16 protein-coding genes are annotated in these 21,616 nt (G+C 60.4%); 11 read left to right on the top strand and 5 right to left on the bottom strand.

The genetic code is table 11. The annotated features are described in order from the left end of the window. Positions 1 to 209 precede the first annotated feature (209 nt). The 4 genes from pheT (at position 210) to dinB (ending at position 5,435) form a co-directional block, all read left to right on the top strand. Positions 210 to 2,675, top strand: coding sequence for a phenylalanine--tRNA ligase subunit beta (gene pheT, locus B5G09_RS07640; protein WP_087404708.1), 2,466 nt, complete (start codon positions 210 to 212; stop codon positions 2,673 to 2,675). A gap of 324 nt (positions 2,676 to 2,999) precedes the next feature. Beyond that, positions 3,000 to 3,638, top strand: a complete 639-nt coding sequence (locus B5G09_RS07635) for a nitroreductase (protein WP_087404707.1) — start codon at positions 3,000 to 3,002, stop codon at positions 3,636 to 3,638. Further along, positions 3,638 to 4,270 (top strand): DUF4186 domain-containing protein, encoded by a 633-nt coding sequence (locus B5G09_RS07630; protein WP_087404706.1) that lies wholly within the window; start codon positions 3,638 to 3,640, stop codon positions 4,268 to 4,270. The genes B5G09_RS07635 and B5G09_RS07630 overlap by 1 nt, the downstream gene beginning before the upstream one ends. 109 nt (positions 4,271 to 4,379) lie before the next feature. Next, the gene (dinB, locus tag B5G09_RS07625; protein ID WP_087310254.1) at positions 4,380 to 5,435 is read left to right on the top strand and encodes a DNA polymerase IV; all 1,056 of its coding nucleotides are present in this window, start codon (positions 4,380 to 4,382) and stop codon (positions 5,433 to 5,435) included. A gap of 152 nt (positions 5,436 to 5,587) precedes the next feature. Here dinB and B5G09_RS07620 read toward each other — a convergent pair whose 3' ends face one another. Continuing rightward, positions 5,588 to 7,804 carry a beta-N-acetylhexosaminidase gene (locus B5G09_RS07620; RefSeq protein ID WP_087404762.1) on the bottom strand — a complete coding sequence of 739 codons (2,217 nt, stop codon included), beginning with the start codon at positions 7,802 to 7,804 and terminating at the stop codon, positions 5,588 to 5,590. 91 nt (positions 7,805 to 7,895) lie between these two features. Here B5G09_RS07620 and mazG point away from each other — a divergent pair, with 91 nt between their 5' ends. From mazG to B5G09_RS07585, 7 genes are all read left to right on the top strand, one after another. Beyond that, positions 7,896 to 8,672 carry a nucleoside triphosphate pyrophosphohydrolase gene (gene mazG / locus B5G09_RS07615; RefSeq protein WP_087404705.1) on the top strand — a complete coding sequence of 259 codons (777 nt, stop codon included), beginning with the start codon at positions 7,896 to 7,898 and terminating at the stop codon, positions 8,670 to 8,672. Positions 8,673 to 8,725: 53 nt separating this feature from the next. Then, complete coding sequence (locus tag B5G09_RS07610; RefSeq protein WP_087404704.1) at positions 8,726 to 9,256, top strand: gamma carbonic anhydrase family protein; 531 nt, start codon at positions 8,726 to 8,728, stop codon at positions 9,254 to 9,256. Positions 9,257 to 9,353: 97 nt separating this feature from the next. After that, positions 9,354 to 10,658, top strand: coding sequence for a histidine kinase (locus B5G09_RS07605; protein WP_087404703.1), 1,305 nt, complete (start codon positions 9,354 to 9,356; stop codon positions 10,656 to 10,658). Continuing rightward, a complete protein-coding gene (locus B5G09_RS07600; RefSeq protein WP_087404761.1) occupies positions 10,658 to 11,425 on the top strand; it encodes a LytTR family DNA-binding domain-containing protein in 768 nt (255 codons plus the stop codon). The genes B5G09_RS07605 and B5G09_RS07600 overlap by 1 nt, the downstream gene beginning before the upstream one ends. Before the next feature lie 159 nt (positions 11,426 to 11,584). Then, positions 11,585 to 12,037 carry a DUF4890 domain-containing protein gene (locus B5G09_RS07595; RefSeq protein WP_206384427.1) on the top strand — a complete coding sequence of 151 codons (453 nt, stop codon included), beginning with the start codon at positions 11,585 to 11,587 and terminating at the stop codon, positions 12,035 to 12,037. A 236-nt stretch (positions 12,038 to 12,273) separates the two neighbouring features. Next, complete coding sequence (locus B5G09_RS07590) at positions 12,274 to 15,264, top strand: outer membrane beta-barrel protein (protein ID WP_087404702.1); 2,991 nt, start codon at positions 12,274 to 12,276, stop codon at positions 15,262 to 15,264. 235 nt (positions 15,265 to 15,499) lie between these two features. Continuing rightward, a complete protein-coding gene (locus B5G09_RS07585; protein ID WP_087404701.1) occupies positions 15,500 to 16,558 on the top strand; it encodes a polysaccharide pyruvyl transferase family protein in 1,059 nt (352 codons plus the stop codon). A 252-nt stretch (positions 16,559 to 16,810) separates the two neighbouring features. Here the strand turns inward: B5G09_RS07585 and B5G09_RS07580 are convergent, their stop codons facing one another. The 4 genes from B5G09_RS07580 to B5G09_RS07565 are packed head-to-tail and all read right to left on the bottom strand — an operon-like array spanning position 16,811 to position 21,611. Further along, entirely contained in the window at positions 16,811 to 18,049 is a 1,239-nt protein-coding gene (locus B5G09_RS07580) for an ABC transporter permease (protein WP_087404700.1), read from the bottom strand. Position 18,050: 1 nt separating this feature from the next. Continuing rightward, positions 18,051 to 19,229: an ABC transporter permease gene (locus B5G09_RS07575; protein ID WP_087404699.1), complete on the bottom strand. Its 1,179-nt coding sequence runs from the start codon at positions 19,227 to 19,229 to the stop codon at positions 18,051 to 18,053. Positions 19,230 to 19,232: 3 nt separating this feature from the next. Further along, entirely contained in the window at positions 19,233 to 20,222 is a 990-nt protein-coding gene (locus tag B5G09_RS07570; RefSeq protein WP_087404698.1) for an efflux RND transporter periplasmic adaptor subunit, read from the bottom strand. A gap of 12 nt (positions 20,223 to 20,234) precedes the next feature. Next, a complete protein-coding gene (locus B5G09_RS07565) occupies positions 20,235 to 21,611 on the bottom strand; it encodes a TolC family protein (protein ID WP_241147610.1) in 1,377 nt (458 codons plus the stop codon). Positions 21,612 to 21,616: the final 5 nt, after the last annotated feature.

Raw genomic sequence — 21,616 nt, 5'->3', positions numbered from 1 at the left:
TGTATGTTGAAGTTAAGAAGCATCTTTTTTATCGAACTTGCTTTCCACAAATATAAGGGATCGGAAAGAGAAAAGCAAATTTTTTACGAATTATTTTTGATACCTCATATATAAGGGGCTTCAAAATGAAATCGCGTCGTAAAAGCGGCGTACTTTCGGGAAAAATTACTATTTTTGCATGATAATCTGCAAAATCAAAACACGACGATATGAATATTTCGTACAACTGGCTCAAACGCTACCTCGCGACGGACCTTTCGGCCGAGAAGATTGCCGAGGTGCTTACGGAGATCGGCCTGGAGGTCGAGGGCTTCGAGAAGATCGAAACCGTCAAGGGCGGCCTTGCGGGAGTTGTTGTCGGCCAGGTGCTGACGTGCGAGATGCACCCCGATTCGGACCACCTGCACGTAACGACGGTCGACGTCGGCGAGGGCGAACCGCTGCGGATCGTCTGCGGCGCCGCCAACTGCCGCACCGGGCTTAAGACGCTCTGCGCCAAGATCGGCGCGGTGCTCTACCCCAACGGCGGCGACGAGGAGTTCAAGATCAAACGCTCGAAGATCCGCGGCGTGGAGTCGCTCGGCATGTTGTGTGCCGAGGACGAGCTGGGCATCGGCTCTTCGCACGAGGGCATCATCGAACTTCCGGCCGACGCCCCCGTGGGCATGAGCGCCAGGGAGTTCTTGCACATCGAGGACGACTATCTGATCCAGATCGGCCTGACCCCCAACCGGGTGGATGCCGCCTCGCACATCGGCGTGGCGCGCGATCTGGCGGCGTGGCTTCGCAGCCGCGGCGAGCAGGCCGAGGTGAAGTGGCCCGACGTCTCGGCCTTTGCCGTGGACAACCACGATCTGGAGGTGAAGATCCGCGTCGAGAACGAGGAGGCCGCCCCGCGCTATACGGGCGTGACGGTTACGGGCTGCAAGATCGGCCCCTCGCCCGAGTGGATGCAGAACTGCCTGCGGGCCGCCGGCATCAACCCGAAGAACAATCTGGTCGACATCACGAACTTCGTCCTCTTCGAACTGGGGCAGCCGCTGCACGCCTTCGACGCCGACAAGATCGAGGGACACGAGGTAGTGGTCCGCACGTGCGAGGCCGGAACGCCGTTCGTGACGCTGGACGGCGTTGAGCGCAAACTGACGGACAAGGATCTGATGATCTGCTCGGCAGAGCGGCCGATGTGCCTGGCGGGCGTCTTCGGCGGACTGGATTCGGGCATCAGCGACACGACGACCAACGTCTTCATCGAGAGCGCCTACTTCAATCCGGTGTGGGTGCGCAAGACGGCCAAGCGTTTCGGACTCAATACCGACTCGTCGTTCCGCTTCGAGCGGGGCGTCGACCCCAATCTGCAGATCTACGCCGCCAAGCGGGCCGCGCTGCTGATGAAGGAGTTGGCCGGCGGCCGGATTTCGAGCGACATTACGGATATCTACCCGCATCCGATCCGGGATTTCGTCTTCGACTTCTCGATTTCGCGGGCCCGGGCGCTGATTGGCAAGGAGATCCCCGAGGAGACGATCCGCACGATTCTGGCGGCCCTCGAGGTGAAGATTCTCGCCGAGAAGGGCGACGTGCTGACGGTGGCCGTACCACCCTACCGCGTCGACGTGCAACGCGAAGCCGATCTGGTGGAGGATATCCTGCGCATCTACGGCTACAACAACGTCGAGATCCCCTCGCGGGTCCGCTCGACGCTCTCCTATGCGCCGAAACCCGACCGCATGAAGCTGATGAACCTGGCGGGTGATTTCCTGACCGACAACGGCTTCACGGAGATCATGTCCAACTCGCTGACTCGGGCGGCCTATTACGAGGGTCTGACTGCGTGCCCGGCCGACCGCTGCGTGCGGATCATGAATCCGCTGAGCGCCGATCTGAACGTGCTGCGTCAGACGCTGCTCTTCAACATGATGGAGGCCATTGCGCTGAACATCAACCACAAGAACGGTGATCTGGAACTCTACGAGTTCGGCAACTGCTACTTCTACGACGCCGCCAAACGCACGGAGGAGAACCACCTGGCCGCCTACTCCGAGGAGTACCGGCTGGCGGTGGCCGTCACCGGGACGACCGAGCCCCAGTCGTGGAACACGAAACCCGTGAAGGCCTCGTTCTTCACGCTGCGGGCCGTGGCCGAGAAACTGCTGCGCCGCTTCGGACTGGACATCTACGCACTGAAGACCTCCCCGATCGAGAGCGACCTCTTCAGCGAGGGGCTCGTGATGGAGCTCAACGGCAAACGGCTGCTCGAGATCGGCACCGTGGCGTCGAAGATCCGCCGAATGACCGATGTCAAGCAGGAGGTCTACTACCTGGAGTTGAACTTCGATCTGCTCTGCAAGTCGACCAAAAAACTGAAGATCACGGCCGAGGAGCTGTCGAAATACCCCGAGGTAAAACGCGATCTGGCCCTGCTGGTCGACCGTCAGATGACCTTCGCCGCCCTGCGCGAGGTGGCCTTCTCCACGGAGCGCAAACTGCTCAAGAGTGTCTCGCTCTTCGACGTCTACGAAGGCGACAAACTTCCGGAGGGGAAGAAATCCTACGCCCTGAGCTTCGTGCTCGAGGACAAGAGCCGCACACTGGACGACAAGACCATCGAGCGGGTGATGGCAAATCTGGTCCGCCAGTTCGAACAGCGCTGCGGCGCTACGGTTCGCGCCTGACCCGGGGGCCGAGAGAGAGGGGGCAAAAGAGGCGAGGAGGCTGGAGAAGCAAAGGACCGGAGAAGTGAAGGACCGGAGAAGCGAAGGACCGGAGAAGTGAAGGGCCGGAGAAGCAAGGGTCAGTGTAGTGAGAGGTGGTGAAGAAAGAAAGCCGGTGATACGAACCGGATTCCAGATCTTCGAACCTGCCCTAATAACAGTATGGAGGAACTGCCGACGTGGCGGTTCCTCATTTTTTTGTCCGAAAAGGTGAAAAAGAGCGCCGAAGCACTTCTTGAAACCGGAATTTATGCGTAATTTTAGGCGATCCAAAAACGCAAAACAATGAAATCACGAAATCTGACCTGGCTGTGTGCCGGTCTGCTTGCCCTGAGCAGCTGCGCTCCACAGGGCGCTGCGCAACCCGAAACGACGGCTCCGACGTCGGAGAATGCGGTGATCGAGACGATCCTTGCGCGCCGCAGCATCCGCCGCTACACAACACAACCCGTCGAACGCGAGAAACTCGAACTGATCGTCAAATGCGGCATCAACGCCCCGAGCGGTCTGAACAAACAGCCGTGGGAGGTCCGCGTGGTGGACAATGCGGCCTATATCGACTCGTTGACGGCCCTCTACGTGAAGGCCAACCCGAAGGTGGCCGAGGATACGACCTTCCGCAACATGTTCCGCAATGCTCCGGCCGTGATCTTCATTGCCTCGCCGTCGAACGGCAGCGGACAGTTGGATTGCGGACTGCTGGGAGAGAACATGGTCCTTGCGGCGCAATCGCTCGGCTTGGGCACCTGCTGCCTGGGCGGTCCGACCCGCTTCATGAAGGAGGCTTCCGAGGCGGCGCCCTACCTTGAGAAACTGGGTTTCTCGGAGGATTATACGCTGCTCTACGCCATTGGTGTGGGTTATCCGGACGAATCTCCGGCCGCCAAACCACGTGACGAGTCAAAGGTCCGCTTCATTGACTGATGCTTCGCGGGACACGACATAACCGCTCGACGCGGCCGGATCCGATCCGCGAACCCGAGCTCTTCCCCGCAGACGAAATCCCGGCGACGAACTTCTCGTCGCCGCTTTCGTCTTCGGCCGGGCCCGATGGACCGCCAAACGCCGAGGTGCCGCTGCCGCCCGACCGGAATGCAATCCCCGACGAGTCGATCTCTTCGGACGATGGCCTGGAGACCGCGCAGACGGAGAGCCACACGCCGCCGACCGATCCGGTGCCGACGGACGAGTCGTTGCCGGCCGACGATTTTGCGCCGCTCTTTGCCCGGCTGGCCCGATCGGCATTCCGAAGCCGCTTCCGCCTGCGCACGACGGAACGTACCTATATTGAACGCATCGGCTTCCCAACACTCCGCCGCCACGCCGAAGAGTTCGTCCGCATGCGGCTGGCTCCGGCCCTGCCGCCCAACGACGGCCGTCAGACCCCGATGCGCGGCCATCCGGTCTTCATCGCCCAGCACGCCACGGGTTGCTGCTGCCGGGGCTGCCTGTCCAAATGGCACGGCATTCCGGCGGGGCGACCGCTGACCGAAGCCGAACAACGCTATATCGTCCGCGTGCTGCTGACGTGGATCTTGCGCCAACTCGGCCGCTGATCCCTGCTTCGGGCCCCGATCCGCATACGGACCGCCGACACCATTCGCCCGACTTCCCCCGCTTTCTCCCCTCCCCCGTCCGATTGAACCAATCTCTACCCATCACGAAATGCCCGTCCGCAAGATCATACACGTCGACATGGATGCCTTCTTCGCCTCGGTCGAACAGCGCGACAACCCCGCCCTGCGGGGGCGTCCGATCGCCGTGGGCTACGACGGACCGCGTGGTGTGGTGGCTACGGCCAGCTACGAGGCGCGCCCCTACGGCGTACATTCGGCCCTCTCGTCGACCGTGGCCCGTCGCCTCTGCCCCGAGCTGATCTTCATTCCGGCCCGCTTCGAGGTCTACAAGGCCGTCTCGCAGCAGATCCGGGCCATCTTCCGCGACTATACCGACCTGGTCGAACCGCTCTCGCTGGACGAGGCCTTCCTCGACGTTACGCATCTCCGCTCGGCCACCCTTGTGGCGCGCGAAATCAAGTCGCGGATCCTCGCCGAGACGCACCTCACGGCTTCGGCCGGGGTTTCGGTGAACAAGATGCTGGCCAAGATCGCCTCCGACTACCGCAAACCCGACGGATTGTTCACCATCGCCCCGGCGCAGATCGACGACTTTGTGGCGGGCCTTCCGGTCGAACGCTTTTTCGGAATCGGGGCCGTCACGGCCGAGAAGATGCACAACCTGGGGATCCGCACGGGAGCCGACCTGCGCCGGTGGGAGGAGTCGGCGCTGGTCCACCACTTCGGCAAGGCAGGCCACCTGTACTACGGCTATGCGCGGGGAATCGACGACCGGCCCGTGACGCCGAACCGCATTCGCAAGTCGCTGGGAGCCGAGACCACCTTTGCCGAGGATACCGACGACCGGCTGCGCCTGCAGGATGAGCTCGCCGGGGTCCGCGAGGAGGTCTGGACCCGTCTGGAGCGCCACGAATTCCGGGGTAAGACCGTGGTGCTGAAACTCAAATACGATAATTTTCAGCAGATCACCCGTTCGCGGACGCTCCTTTCGGCCGTTGAATCCGAACCGCAGCTGGCCCGGATTGCGGAGGAGCTGCTGGCCGGTGTCGATTTTCACGGCCGCAAGGTCCGGCTCATCGGTCTGACGGTGGGCAATACGCCCGACGCCGACGCCGACTGCATCCAGCTGCGCTTCGACTTCTGACCCATGCCGGTCGCATCCCGGATTTTCCGAACTATCCGACGGCTTCGTCCGGGGCCACAGCCTCGCAGCGGCCTCCACCCATGACCCCGACACAAAAAAGGCGAATAACGACAGCCTGCCGTTATTCGCCTTTTGCCTGATGCTCCGAATGTTTACAGCTTTGGATATACCTGCGGCGACAGGATGACCACATAGGGAGAGCTGTTGCCGTTGCATGTCGAGACGATCCTGACGGCCTTGACCGCCCGCTTCGGCTGGAAGGTGATCCGGCCCATCACCAGCTCTCCGAGCCGTTCGAAATGTTCCCCGTCGTACGACACTTCAGCATAACCGGTCAGAATAATGGCCCTGGGCAGTTGCCGATAGCCGGTCTGCAGCATCATCTGGCGGCAAACGACCGGTTTTTCGAACGTGTAGCGGATCCAATCCTGCTGACCGCAGGTACGAGCCGTGTAGGACATTCCGCGGTAGGTCGAGGCGTTCGTATAGGGGAAGCGGCTGTTTTCCTCCATCGAGGATTCGATCCGCAGGGCCGGCCGGATGGTCTTCCAGCGCGAATCGTCGGCCACATAGGGGCTTCGGGCCGTGCCGTAACGGCTGAAGAAGCGGTAGCGCCAGGGCTCCGACGTGCGGATCGGCTCCTCGTAGCGGAGCTCCTCGTCCGAGCCGTCCACCACATAGAAGATCTCCGAATCGTCGTCGACCGTGACTTTAAGCAGCCCCTCGCCGCCCTTTGCCCCCGAGAAGGAGAGCTTCGGCGGGAAGAGCCGGAAGCGGATCCCCATGGCCGCCATCCGGTCGTAGTGCATCGTTCTGAGCTCCTTGTAGTAGGCATCCCACCCCTCCTCGTTGCCGCTCCAGGCGATGCGCGAAAGAGCGCAGATGCGCGGGAAGGTCATGTAGTCGAGGTAGTCGGGCTTTTCGGGTTCGTGCGAGACGTAGGCTTCGCTCCAGAAGGCGCCGGAGAGCCCGACGACACGGCTCATCTGCTCATCGGAGAATCCTTCGCCAGCGAGCGTGAATCCGTAGGTTTTCCGGGCATCGAAAATGCCGGCCCAGTTGTGCCCGTCTTCGAGTGGAGACTGCCGCATGTCGAAATAGAAGGCGGCGGCGGGCATGATGACGGTGTGGTATCCCTTGGCCGTAGCGTCGAGATCGGCCTTGACATCCTTCCATCCGTGAACCCGGCTCTCGCGGGAGAGCTCTCCGGTCCGGACCGCTTCGTTCCAGACGGCCGGACGCTTGCCGTACCGGCGGAGAATCTCCGCCATGCGCTCCATGAAGAGATCCTCCAGCTGGTGGGGATCGGTCATCCCCTCCCGGCGCATCAGCGCCTGACAGTCGGGGCACTGTTTCCATTGCGACATGTCGACCTCATCGCCGCCCACATGGACGTACTCCGAAGGGAAGAGCTCGCAGATTTCACCCAGAATATCCTCCAGCAGACGATAGTTCTCCTCGCGCGCCACGCACCAGGCCGAGCGATAGTCGTATCCGTGGGTCGAGACGGTGTCGGGGGGATAGTTGCAGCGGATTTCGGGGTGAACCGAGGCGATGTTTCGGCTGTGGCCCGGGAGATCGATCTCGGGGATGATCTCCACGTTGCGCAGGGCGGCATAGCGGATCAGTTCGCGCATCTCCTCCTGTGTGAAGTAACCGCCGTATTTCTCTGACCATTTGCCATATACGGGTCTCACGGGCGAATCGCCGCCGCGATAGGCCCCCACCTCGGTCAGTTCGGGGTGCGAACGGATCTCGATGCGCCACCCCTCGTCGTCCGTCAGGTGAAGATGCAGCTTGTTGATATTGTGATAGGAAAGCAGATCTATGTAACGCTTTACGGCATCCATGCCGATCCACGTGCGCGCCACATCGAGCATCATGCCGCGATAGGCGTATTGCGGACGATCCTCGATGACGGCACACCGGAGTTCCGTCCCGGGCGTGATCCCCTGCCGGGCGTAGACTTCGGGCGGCAGCAGCCGGAACAGCGCCTGTATGCCGTTGAAGACGCCGCCGTAACGCTCGCCTCCGATGCGGATGTGCCCGGGCAAGATCTCCAGCCGATAGGCCTCCGCGGCAGTTGCCGCCGTTTGGGGATCCTCGGCCGTGGCAGCGGGCGTTGCCGCGGCATCGAGTGTCAGCGTGATGGCTCCGTCGCCGGTTACGTCGTTGCGGATCGTGCATCCGAGGTATCGGGCCAGGTATTCGGCCAGGGGTTGCAGCTCCTCGTCGGCGGCAATGGTCGTCGAGGCGTCGAAGGTGAAACTGCCCGGGAGCGGAGTCCGGTTGCCCTGCGCAGGTTGGGCGTCGAGTGAAAAGAGACCGCCGAGAAGCACGGCACCAAGGAGTAGAAGGGTTTGTTTCATGCTGAAGCGAAGAAAATTTGTCGAAAACAAAATTACGATTTTTTCGCCGAAAACACTACCTTTGCAGGAACGGAAATACAATCAAACAACTATGGAAGACAAACGTCTGGAGGCTACGGCCCGGCTGCTGGAGGTGATGAACACCCTGCGCCGCGAGTGTCCGTGGGACCGTGAGCAGACCTTCGAGTCGCTGCGGAGCAACACCATCGAGGAGACCTACGAACTGGCCGATGCCATCACCGACCATAATCTGGAGGGGATCAAGGAGGAGCTGGGCGACCTGCTGCTGCACGTGGTCTTCTACTCGAAACTGGGGGAAGAGGAGGGCGCCTTCGACTTCGGCGATGTGGCCAATGCCCTGTGCGACAAACTGATCTACCGCCATCCGCACGTCTACGGCGATATTCATGCCAATACGCCGGCCGAGGTGATGGCCAACTGGGAGGCCCTGAAACTGCGCAAGAAGAACCGCAAGAGCGGTACGCTGGGCGGAGTTCCGCGTTCGCTGCCGGCGCTGGTCAAGGCCTACCGCATGGGCGAAAAGGCCGCCGGAACGGGTTTCGACTGGGAGCACAAGGAGGATGTCTGGGCCAAGGTCAAGGAGGAGATCGCGGAGGTCGAGAGCGAAATGAAATCGGGCGGCAAGAGCGATCTCGAAGCGGAATTCGGCGATCTGTTCTTCGCGCTGGTCAATACGGCGCGGCTCTACGGCGTGGATCCCGAATCGGCCCTCTCACGCACGAACAACAAGTTCATGCGCCGCTTCAACTACATGGAGGAACAGGCTGCGGCCCAGGGACATGCCCTGCACGATCTGACCCTCGACCAGATGGAGGCACTCTGGCGGCAGGCCAAAAGCGAGGAGTAACCTCTCCATTGGCAACAAACCGTATTGTGTAAACGTAAAAAATCAAGAAGAATATGGCATTGATCCGCAAAGTCCGCGGTTACGAACCCGTAATCGGCGACAATACGTTCCTGGCCGAAACGGCCGTTATTCTGGGCGACGTGACCATCGGTCGCGACTGCTCGATCTGGTACAACGCCGTGCTGCGCGGCGACGTCAACCGCATCGTCATCGGCGACCGCACGAACATTCAGGACGGCGTCGTGCTCCACACCATCTACGACCAGGCGAAACACCCCTCGCAGACGATCATCGGCAACGATGTCTCGGTGGGCCACAACGCCACCATCCATGGGGCCGTCATCGAGGACAACTGCCTGATCGGCATGGGTGCCACGATCCTCGACAATGCCCACGTTCCGTCGGGCTGCATCATCGCCGCCAACGCCCTGGTTCTCTCCAACGCCCGGCTGGAGCCCAATTCGGTCTATGCCGGAGTCCCGGCCCGCAAGGTCAAGGAGGTGACGCCCGAACAGCGCGACGAGATTGTGCGCCGTACGGCCCACGACTACATGCTCTACGCTTCGTGGTATAAGGAGGAGTAATCCCCCGGGAGCACCTCTCCGGACGGCCTCCTCCCCGCGCGGAGGGCCTTGCCGCCCGCTCCGCCGGATGAGGCCTTCTTGTCAAAAAACTCCGCCGATGAAACTGCAGCCGAAATATGCTGATGTAGTGTTGAACCTGCTGGTCGCCGTAGCGATCAGCCTGGTGGTCAATTTCTCCTACGTGCTGCTTCTGCTTGTGGACCTGAACAGCGAGAGTTCACAGCCCTCCTCGCCCCAAAGAGCCCGTATCCGTACGGAAAAGGGGGTTCTGTGTGTCCATCCCGACGGTTACGGATACCTCGTCTGTGAGACCGGCGACAGCGTCTACGTCCCCAACCAGCGGATCAACCGCCTGCGGTTGAAGGCCGGCGACCGGATCGAGGCCGAGGTAACTCCGCCGCGGCGTTCGGGAGGGCACCCCATGATGCAGAAGATCCGCTGCCGAAACGGTCAGGCGTTCGATTACAGTCTGCTCTTCAACCGTCCGTCGCGGGGAACGGAACTTGCGCTGCAACTGTTGTACTATCTGGTGGTTTCGTTCGTCATGCTGTCGATTCTGACCTCCGTGCGGCGCAACTACTCGATGAAACGTTACTTGCGGCGCTGTCTGTGGTGCTGCGTGGCGGCCGTCGGGCTCTATTGCGTGGCTCCCGTCACGGGGTGGCACTCGGGGCGCATTCTGCCCAACTTCATGAGCGGACATCCGTTCGACAGCATGCTGCTGCTGAAGAGTTCGTTTGCCGTTGCGGTGTCGGTCCTTTACGGACGGATCTACGTGCTTATCTCGCAGCGTCAGGCCGTCGTGGTGGAGAACGAACGCCTCAAGAACGAAAACCTCACCACGCGTTACAACCTGCTTGTCGGACAGATCAACCCCCACTTCTTCTTCAATTCGCTCAATTCGCTGGCCATGCTCGTGCGCGAGGGACAGGACGCGAAGGCCCTCACCTACATCGACCAACTCTCCTACACGTTCCGCTATATCATCCAGAACGGCCAGTCGACGCTGATCACCCTCGACGAGGAGCTGAAGTTCGTCGATGCCTACAGCTACCTCTTCAAGATCCGCTATGCCGACAAGCTCTTTTTCGACATCGAGATCGATCCGAAATACCGATCGTGGCGGCTTCCGGCGCTGTCGCTGCAGCCGCTCATCGGCAATGCCGTCAAGCACAACGCAATTACGCGCAGCAAACCGTTCCATATCACCATCCGGACCGACGACGAATGGCTCGAGGTGGCGAATCCGAAGATTCCGAAACTGGAGCCGGAGCCCTCGACGGGCATCGGTCTGGAGAACCTGCGCAACCGCTGGCAACTGATCACCGGACGGCGGATCGTGGTCATCGACGACGGTGAGACGTTCCGCGTGCGGATGCCGCTCCAAAATCCCGAGGCATGATGAAGGCGCTCATTATCGAAGACGAAACGGCTGCGGCCCGCAATCTGGTGGCCATTCTGCGCACGGTGGCTCCCGATGTGGAGATCGTGGCGACGCTCGAAAGCGTGGCCGAGAGCATCGGGTGGCTGCGTGCGAATCCCGAACCCGACCTACTGTTCATGGACATCCATCTGGCCGACGGCGATTCGTTCCGGATCTTCGATGCGGTGGAGATCACCGCGCCGGTCATCTTCACGACGGCCTACGACCAGTATGCGCTGGAGGCCTTCAAGGTCAACAGCATCGACTACCTGCTCAAACCGCTCAACGAGGCCGACGTGCGGCGGGCGCTGACCAAACTCGAACGGCTCACCTCGTCCGAACGTCGCAGCTACGGATCGCGCATCCGCACGATGGCCGCCGAACGACGTGGCAGCGAGGAGGTCTTTCTGGTTCATATCCGCGACCGGATCATCCCGCTCCATCGCGAGCAGATCGCCTACTGCTATACGTCGAACGAACGCGTGACGGCCTACGGCTATGACGGTGCGGCCTATCCGCTGGACCGTACACTGGAGACCCTGCAGTCGCTCTTGCCCGAGCAGGATTTCTTCCGGGCCAACCGTCAGTTCATCGTGGCGCGCCGCGCCGTGAAGGAGATCGTCGTCTGGTTCGGGAGCCGGCTGGCGTTGCATCTGACCCTCGAAACCCCCGAGCGGATCATCATTTCGAAGGCCCGGGTCCCGGAATTCAAGGCCTGGCTGCGGGCGGTTCACCCGACTGAATAGGCGGTTGACCGGTTGATTTTGGCCGTTTCACCGCGAAGCCGGGTGCGAACCCCGGATTTGGCCCTACCTTTGCATCAGGAACCACGGAAGTCGGATCCGAAAGAGCGAATCCGGAGGATCCGACCGGAAACTGAAGTCCAACCGTAAAAACGCAAAGCAATGAAAAAGCAGATTTTTGCAGCCGTAACGGCACTTTGCCTGATGGCAACGACGACCCTTTTCGCCCAGGAGGCCAAGCCGAAAGTGGAGCCCAAGACGCCGCCTACGGCCGAACAGCTGGCCGAACGCCAGACCGAGCGTATGACGCAGCGTCTGAACCTGACCGACGCCCAGGCCAAACAGGTCTATCAGCTCAATCTCGACCAGATCAAGCAGATGCAGGCCATGCGCGAGAAGATGCGTCAGGCCCGTATGGCTCAGGCCGACAAGATGAAGTCGATTCTTTCGACCGAGCAGTTCATGCAGTGGTCGCAGATGCAGGGTCCGTGTCCGGGCCAGCCGGGCAACGGTCCGCAGATGAAGCACGGCAAGAAGGGACCGCATCATGGTGACTGCCCGATGGCCGGCAAGAAGAATTGCCCGTGCAAGGCGCAGGCTGCCGATAAGAAGTAGCAACCCGCTGCGAGCCACGCAACTGGCGGAAGAGGTGTCAATCTGGTCGATTGACACCTTTTTTTGGTCGATTCACCGGCCGAAGAGACAAAAAATGGTGAAAAAAACGTAAATTCGCATGATGGAACGGCCTCACGGCAAAGCCGATGGCATGTTAATTCCGCGATCGGCCGCGGCCGGATTCCCGCATGGAAAGATAAGGAACTGTCATTCAGGTATTTACCAAACAGATAAGCATGAAACGTTTACTAATGACTACCCTGCTGACGGTTGTCTCCGCTGCGGTATTCGCCCAAAAGGGTACCGTGACGGCCACGATTGTCGATGCGGATACCGGAAACAGCGTGGTAGGCGCGGTGCTGAGCGTCTCTCCGACGAAGTCTCCGGACAAGAAACAGGGCTTTGCATCGGGTTACAAGGGCGCGGCGTCGTCTCCGGCCCTGGCTTACGGAGAGTATGCCCTGTCGGTGTCGTTCATCGGCTACAACAACCTCGATACGACGTTCCGCCTCTCGACCCCGCGTCTGAATCTCGGGACGCTGCGTCTGAAGCCGGGCGTGCAGATCGAAACGGTGGTCAAGGAGGCCAAGGCGCTGCGTACGTCGCAGAAGGGCGACACGGTGAGTTACAATGCCGGGGCCTTCAAGGTGACCAATGACGCCGACGTCGAGGGCCTGCTGAAGAAGATGCCCGGCATTACGGTGACGGACGGTGTGGTTGAAACCCAGGGCGAGGAGATCAAGAAGATCTTTGTCGACGGCAAGGAGTTCTTCGGCGAGGATGTCACGACGGCCATCAAGTCGCTGCCGGCCGAGACCGTGGATCGGGTCGAGGTCTTCAACAAGCTCTCCGATGCCGCGGAGTTCTCCGGCATGGACGACGGCGAAGGCTACAAGGCGATCAATATCGTCACCAAACCCGGCATGCGGCAGGGTCAGTTCGGCAAACTCTATGCCGGCTTCGGCTACGATGCCGAACAGGGCAGCGAAGAGCGTTTCAAGTATCTGGCCGGCGGAAATGCCAACATCTTTTCGGGTGACAGCCGTCTGTCGCTCCTCGGACTGTTCAACAACGTCAACCAGCAGAACTTCTCGTTCGAGGATATTCTGGGTGTGACGGGTGGCAAAGGAGGTCGTCGCGGCGGTGTGGGTCAGTACATGACGCGCCCGCAGAGCGGCGTGGCGCGGGTCAATGCCATCGGTGTCAACTACTCCGACACGTGGGGCAAACGCGACCAGGTGACGTTCCAGGGCAGCTATTTTTTCAACAACACCAATACGGTGAACCACTCGACCACGGACAAGTGGTACGAAGCGCCGATGATCCCCGACACGTTGATGACGCGCGGTTATTCCGATACGCGGGGCTTCAACCACCGCTTCAATGCCCGTCTGGAGTGGAAGATTTCGGAGAACCAGAACCTGATGCTCCGCCCGCGCTTCAGCTACCAGTCGAACGATCCGTGGAGCCAGACGACCGGCTGGCAGTTCGGCGCCCCGTCGGCCGGCGGCAGCGGCTACAGCTATACGGACAACTTCAGCGATGCCCTGCGCCACGGCTATAACGTCGGGACGAGTGCCGTCTACCGGGCCAAACTGGGCAAGGCGGGACGTACGATCACCCTCGACGGTTCGTTCAACTACTCCGACAACCAGAACAACTCCAATTCCTGGTCGAACGTACAAAGCGTCTCATCAGTGCGACCAGGTGCCGGAAACGACCCGTTCGTCTGGGATTCCAATGCAACTTTCGAGGATCCCGAAACAGGTAATCAGACCCCCTATTTCGACCCGCGTTACCTGCGCACTCTGGCTCCGTCGACGTCGTACAACGTCCGCGGGAACTTCACCTACACGGAACCCGTAGCCAAATATGCACAGGTGAGTCTGCAGTACCGGATGACCTACAACTCGCAGGAGCGAGACACGCGCTCCTACATCACGGCGGACGACACCTTCTCGATTGCCGGTCTGAATCCCGATCCGCTGCTGTCGAACTCCTACCGCAGTGGCTATCTGACGCAGAGTGTCGGTCCGGGCTTCCGCTATGCGAAGGATCGCAGCCGCTTCATCGCCAACGTCTATTACCAGCGATCGACGCTCGACGGCGAGATTACGCGCAACGGCTCGGAGAAGATCTCCCATTCGTACGACAACGTGACCTACTTCATGATGGGCGAGCTGAACATCAACCGCGAGAACATGCTGCGGTTATTCATCTCCTCGTATACGGACAGCCCGACGGTCACCGAACTGCAGAGCGTCTATGACGTCTCGGATGCGCAGAACATCTCCCACGGCAACAAATACCTGAAGCCTTCGTACACCCATCGGGTGAATTTCCACTACGTGAATTCGAACGTCGAGAAGGGGCGCACCTTCATGTGGATGTTCTCGATGAACACCACGCAGAACTACACGGCCACCCAGTTGATTCAGAATCCGGGAACGCTGCAGATCGAGAACAACACCTACAACCCGCTCTACTACTCGTCGACGACGAATCTCGACGGCTACTGGCAGTTGCGAACCCATATGAATTACGGATTTCCGATCGGTTTCCTCAAGTCGAACTTCAACGTTGAAGCGGGTGTCATCTACACCAAGACGCCGAGCATGCTGGGTGGAGAGATTGATCCCGAGACGGGTCTGATTTCGGGCGGAGAGCGCAACGATGCCCGGAATATGGGGTATGATTTCCGGGCCGTGCTGGGCAGCAACATCTCGGAGAACGTCGACTTCACCCTCTCGTGGAACGGAACCTACAACGAGGCGACCAACTCGATGGATGCCTCCCGGGCCAAGAACCGCTACTTCAACCATACGGCCCAGGGCAACCTGAAACTGATCTTCCCGCTGGGCTTCACGCTGACGGCGAGTGCCTCCTATACGCAGTACATCGGTTTTACGAACGACTACCGGGAGAGTTACCTGCTCTGCAATGCGTGGTTGGGCAAGAAGGTCTTCCGCAATCAGCGCGGCGAGATCATGATCGGCGTGAACGATCTGCTGAACCAGAACCAGTCTTTTGTCCGCACGACGGGCTCGGGCTGGACGCAGAATGCCACGAACAGCGTCATCGGGCGCTACTACATGGTTCAGTTCACCTACAACCTGCGCCGTTTCGGCAAGAAGGGGTCGCACGACATCCGCGATTACGAGGGTATGGGCGATGCCCCGCGACGTCGGGGTCCGGGCGGGCCTCCACCCATGGGGCGTTTCCATTGATCCGTCTCTGCGGATACGAAAACAGCCGGGGCAATCCCCGGCTGTTTTCGTATGGATGCCAATAACCCGCTACCCTCCCGGGTTTGTTTGAATCGCTCAAAGATGCGTTTCTGTTTTTGCCCCGGTTTTTTCGTATCTTTGCAGGGACAGAAGACAACAACAGGGATCGACAAGGCGCTCGCTTCAACGCGGGGGCGGGGCCCCGGTGCGTATACCAATTTAACGATACGGGAAGATGCAATATAAATTGCTATCGGTTTCAAAATGGCCTGGATTGGCGGACATAAATATTGGCGATTACATTCAGTCATTGGCTGCCGCCCAATATTACCCGCATGTCGACGGATTCATCGACCGGGACATGGAGCTGAAGGATTACGACGGCGAACCATGCAAGGTGATTATGAACGGATGGTATATGCATGATCCGAAGAACTGGCCCCCTTCAGAAAGGATCACTCCCCTGTTTGTGGCATTCCATCTGAACGTCCTGGCCAAAGAGGTTTTGCTCTCACCGCCGAGCCTTTCCTATCTGAGGCAGCATGCTCCGATCGGCTGCCGGGATCTGAACACCCTGGAGTTGCTGCGTAACAACGGCGTGGAAGCCTATTTTTCGGGGTGTCTGACCTTGACTCTCGGTGAAAAATATCGCTCGGAGTCGAAAGACGAGAGGACGTATATTGTGAATCCGGTGTATGAGGTACACCTGGGGGGGAAAAGCAACATTCTGAAGGCCGTGGTTGAAATCTTCCGACATCCGCGAGATATTCTTACCCTGTATCCCAAGTATCGGACATTTGCCCGTCCCGATCGGGGATGGATAAGCAAGGTATTGGAGACAGCCCTTTATTATCGGGAATATACCAGGTTCTTCAGTCGGGAGATCATCGTGGGATCGACCTACATAGGGCATGAAGATGCCGGTTACAAGAGCCGGTTTGATTCGGACCGGGCCCGTTTGGAGGAGGCGGAGCGTCTGATCCGGCTCTATGCAAGGGCCAGACTGGTCATCACGTCGCGGATCCATTGTGCCCTGCCGTGTCTGGGGCTCGAGACTCCGGTCGTATACATCGAAAAAGCGCGGGATGCCGAGGTTAGTTCCTGCCGCCTGGGAGGCCTGCGCGATTTCTTCAACCGGATGAAAATGGAGAACGGGAGGCTGATTCCCGATTTTGATCTGCCATTCCCCATAACCATGCGGAATATTCCGGTCAACAAGGATTCGTGGCGGCCTTACGCCGAGGCGTTGAAGCGTCGCTGCGAGGAGTTTGTGAAAGCGGACCGGAGGGCCTGAAATGCCTGCGGAAAGGAGGTAGCGGAACAGACTTAGGGCCTGTTCGTTGGCGTTCCTGCCAGCGGGACGGCGGCCCGAGAATGAAAAATCCAACCGGAGGCTGCACGCCGGAATAAAAACGAGTCAGACCCGCTGCGGCGAGTCTGACTCGAAACGTTTTGGCCGGTTCGGAAGATCCGAAAATCCTTTGCCGGCGCCCCTTCGGATGTCGAGGCGGAGCTATGACGGCCGTGAGGGTGTTCCCGGGCGCCCCTACTCCTTATCGCAGCTTTCGGGGATTTGTTCCTGCTGCCGTTGGCGCAGCTCGCGCCGGATGACCTGATGGATGCCGATGCAGGCCAGACCGCCGTAGACGATCGTGAGGATGATGAGCCACTTGATTTCGGGGAAGACCTCCGAAATCGAGGCGCCCATGGTCTGGATGCGGATGAAGCCGTCGACGCCGTGGCTGCTGGGCAGCAGCTGCCCCAGGTTGTAGAGCCACTCGGGAATGCCCTCGCGCGGGAACGAGACGCCGCTGACCATCAGCACGGGGATCGAAGTCCACAACATCAGCAGCAGCGAATTCTCGCGGTAGCGGAAGAGCGTCGAGGCGGCAATGCCCATGGCGATGCAGGCTGCGACGTAGGCTGTCAGGAAGATCCCGACGGTCCACGGATCGCCGTTCATCGGGAAGTGGAACAGCCGGTAGAGCAGCCCCAGTACGAGCGAGCACGTCACGGCGTAGATCAGTGCGTAGACCAGTGCTCGTCCCGCAACGATCGGAAGGGTCGACATGCGCCGCCGCCCTGCGGGGCAGAGTTTGTGGTAGAGCCCGAATTCGCGCCACGTGCCGCCGATCATGCCGATGCCGATGAGCATCGTCTGCTGGATGATGACCATGATGATGGCCGGCATGACGAAGGTTCCGTAGCCGAGATAGGGGTTGAAGAGGTTGTGCGACTGGTAGATGACGGGTTGCGTCGTAGCCTGTGCCTGCGGGATGTTGGCCCCCTTGGCCACCAGGCGCTGGAATTCGACCATGGCGCCGGTCTGACCGATCGAGGTGACGACCTCCTGGAAGACCTGCCGGTACATCAGGAAGTAGCTGGCGTCGCAGTAGATGGCCACGTTGGCCTGCTGCCCGCCGTAGAGGCATCGTTCGTAGTCGGCCGGAATGTAGACCACGCCGTAGATCTTGCGGGCGTTGAACAATTCGCGGGCCTCCTCCATCGATGCGGGGGTATAGGCGACGTAGGTATTCGGTCCGGCATTGAAGGCATCGATCAGGGCGCGGCTTGTCGGCGTGCGGCTCTCGTCGACCACGCCGATCGGGACGTTGCGCAGCACCTGCGATCCGTAGGCCAGCGAGTAGGCCGTGGCATAGATCAGCAGTGCAAAGACCAGAATCAGCACGACCCCCTTGTCGGTGAATACCGTGCGGAATTCGTTGCGAATGACGGCCCCGGTCTGCTGCCAGTAGGAGGCCATCTGTTTCGAAAAGCGACTCATATCACAACCTCCCCCAGAATTTTTCCTCCGTGACGACGCGTTTCAGACGCGGCAGACAGAGCAGCGGTAAGACAATGAACAACAGCATCCATCCCAAATCGGGCAGCGAATAGACCCACGGCGTGCCGCGCAGCATCTGATCGACGAAGATGTCCGTGTAGTAGGTGAACGGGAAGATCCGGCTCACCCACTGCATGGGTTCCCACATGGCCATGATCGGGAACGTGAGTCCCGAGAAGGTGAAGGCCAGCACGGAGTATCCGCCGCCGATCGAGAGCGACAGACGCAGGTTGGCCAGCAGCGAGACGATCAGCACCGAGATCGACTGGTAGCCGAGGATGAAGAGCAGCGTGCCGAGGAGAATCACCGCGAGACTGCCGTTCAGCGGCGTACCGACCACCTTGAAGTTGATGATCAGCATCACCAGCGAGATGAGGAACATCACCGCGGTGATCGGGGCCAGTTTGCCGACGAGAGCCGCCCAGATGGAACCGCCGCCCGTCTGGATCCAGTCGCGCGAAGTGGCGTTCTTGAGTTCGGTGCCGATGGAGAAGATGGTCACCATGACGACGAAGATCATCAGCATCATGGGCATGAAGCTCGGGGCCAGATAGTATCCGTAGTTGATGTACGGATTGAACAACACGTGCTTGTCGAAGCGCACGGGCATCAGCTGAGCCATGGCCTGCGCCTCGGTCAGCCCCTGCTTCATGAGCAGCTGCAGCTGAATGCCGGCCGCGAAGGTGGTCACGGCCGTCTGGATATCTTTCGAGAGGAGACCGTTGACCGTGATGTTGGTTCCCGAAACGTAGTTTTCGAGGTGGGTCTGCGAGTTGCTCAGGATCGACTTCTCGAACGAGTCCGGGATCTGGACAATGGCCACGACCTTGCCTTCGCGCATGAGGCGTTCGCCCTCGGCCATGTCCTGAATGCCGTAGGAGACCATGGCCGTAGGGGTTTCGTCGATCATCTGCACGACCTTGCGCGAAAGCGTCGTGTTGTCCTCGTCGAGCACGGCGATCGGAACGTTGCGGATGGCTCCCTGCCCGAACAGAATGGCGAAGAACGAGAACGACACCACCGGGAGGATGACCATCAGTACGAGATACATCGGCTGATGGATCAACCGCCGGGTTTCGCGCCGGGCGACGGCACAGAGGTTCTGGAAGAATCCGGGCATTGCCTATTTGCCGATTTGGTCCCAGTTGACGAGTACGCTCATGCCGGGACGCATGTTTTCGACCTCGGAGACGGGCTTGGCCTTGATGGCGAAGGTGCGGATGTCAAACCCGCCCTGCGTCCGGGTTGCGGCCCAGGTGGCGAAGTCGGCCTGCGGGGCGATGTAGGTCACCTCGAGCTCCACGTCGGCATCCAGCGCCGGGACGTGTCCCGTGAAGTGCATGCCCGTCTTGATGCCGGGCAGCATCGTCTCCTTGACGTTGAAGGTGACCCACAAGTCGCTCATGTCGAGGATCGCCACCACGGGATAGCCGCTGCCGACCAGTTCGCCCTGTTCGGCGATGATCGTCGACACCTCGCCCGTGACGGGCGAATAGACCATGGCGTCGCGGATGTAGGATTCGACCTCGCTGACGGCCCCTTCGGCTTGGCGGACGCGGGCTGCGGCGGCCTCCTTGTCCTCCTTGCGGGCGCCGTCCATGGCCAGATTGTATTGTGCCTTGGCGGCCTGGGCCGTGGCCTCCATGGCCTGGTAGTTGGCCGTGGCCTCATCGAGTTTCTGCGCAGGGATGACCCCCTGATTGTAGAGGTTCTGCACCCGGTCGAGCGTCTTGCGGGCCAGTTCGAGCCCGGCCTGCGCCTTCTGCCACATGTTCATGGCGGCCTCGATCTGCTGCACGCGGGCTCCGGCCAGCGCTGCCTGATCCAGGGCCGACGCGGCGCTCTTCACGGCCTGCGCCTGCTGGAGTTTGGCATCCAGTTCGGGGGTCGAGAGCGTGTAGAGCAGCTGTCCCTTTTCGACCCGCTCGCCCTCTTCGACCTTCATGTCGTCGATACGTCCGGGGACCTTCGACGAAGCCTTGTAGGTAGTGCATTCGACCGTACCCTGAATCAGCATCGGGGTCCGCCTGTCGAGATACCAGCTGACCAGTACGACCGCCAGAATGATGACCAGTGCGGTCACGAGAATTCCGATAACGTTGTTTCGTTTCATATCGAGTCTGTATTATTTTTTGTCGAAAAGAATGGGACGGGCATCGCTGCGGCGGGCATAGGCGGCGAACTCCTCGCTGATGCCCGAAGCCTCGAGCAGCTGGGCCAGCAGCAGGTCGTAGTTGTAGGCGGCCTGCAGGCGTTCGGTGCGAACGGCGGCCAGATTCAGCTCGGCGTCGATCAGATCCGACGACGAACTCATCCCCTCGAGGAACGCCGCATTCTTCATGCGCAGATACTCCTCGGCGAAGGCCAGCGAAGCGTCGATCGAGGTCATCTGGTTGCGGTAGTTCATCATCTGGTTGTAGAGTTTCTCGACCAGTACCGAGACATCCTGTCCGGCCTTGTTCTGCAGTTCGCCGACGCGGCGCACGGTCTGCCGGGCGGCCGAGTACTTGTATTCACGGTTCAGACCGTCGAAGAGCTTGATGTTCACGCCGACTCCCACGGCCCACCGGGGGATGAACCCTGCCACCTGATAATTATAGAACGATCCGCCGCCCATGGCCACCACCTGCGGCAGGAATCCGGCCCGCTGGGCGCGCATCCCCTCCTCGGCCAGCTGGCGTTTGAGCGAGACCTGCGTGAGTAGCGGGTTGCGGGCCTGTGCCAGATCCTGGTAATAGGCCAGCTCCTCGACTTCGGAGAGCATGAACATGGCCGTGACGGGCTGCCAGTCGTTCTCCTTGCCGAGGGTGTTCGACAGGGCGCTGGCGATGGTCTCGGCCTGCAGGCGGGCATTGGCCAGTTCGCGTTCGGCCTCGGCCATCTTGAACTCCACGTAGAGGAGTTCGCTCTGGGCGATCATGCCGTTTCGGGCCAGCGCCCGGGCATCCTCCAGGTGGCGGCGCACGCCGTCGACGACCTGCTGCCGCACGAGGACGACCTGACGTGCCAGCGCCAGTCCGAAGTAACGTTCGACGAGCTCCGAGATCAGCGCGTTGCGGGTCTGGTTGCCTTGTTCGACGGCCGTCTTTTCATTGATCTTCGCGGCGCGGTTGGCGGCGTTGATCTTGCCGCCCATCCAGATCGGGAGGGTCACCTCGCCGCCGACGAATCCGAGGCTCTGGTCCTGCAGCGAGAGGAACCAGTCGGCATTCATCATCGGGTTGAGCAGCCCCTGAATTCCCTGCAACAGCGCCGGGTCGGTGATGATTCCGCTGCCGAGCACCTTGCCCGTAAAATCCTTGACGGGCCCCTTCATGTCGTTGAAGTCGAGTCCGATGTCCTTCTGCATGTAGGCGTAAGCGCCCGTGAGGTTGATCTGCGGCATGCGCAGACCGATTGCGGCGCGACGTTCCTGCTGTGCGGCCCGCTCCTCGTAGGCGGCGGCCTTCAGAGCGGGATTCTCGGTCAGGGTCACGGTGATCGCCTCCTCGAGGGAGATCATCTGTC

The organism is Alistipes sp. An54, from assembly GCF_002159375.1.
Taxonomy (GTDB): Bacteria; Bacteroidota; Bacteroidia; order Bacteroidales; family Rikenellaceae; genus Alistipes; species Alistipes megaguti.
Note: the sequence above shows the minus strand (reverse complement) of the source record. Positions and strands in the feature narration are given on the sequence as shown.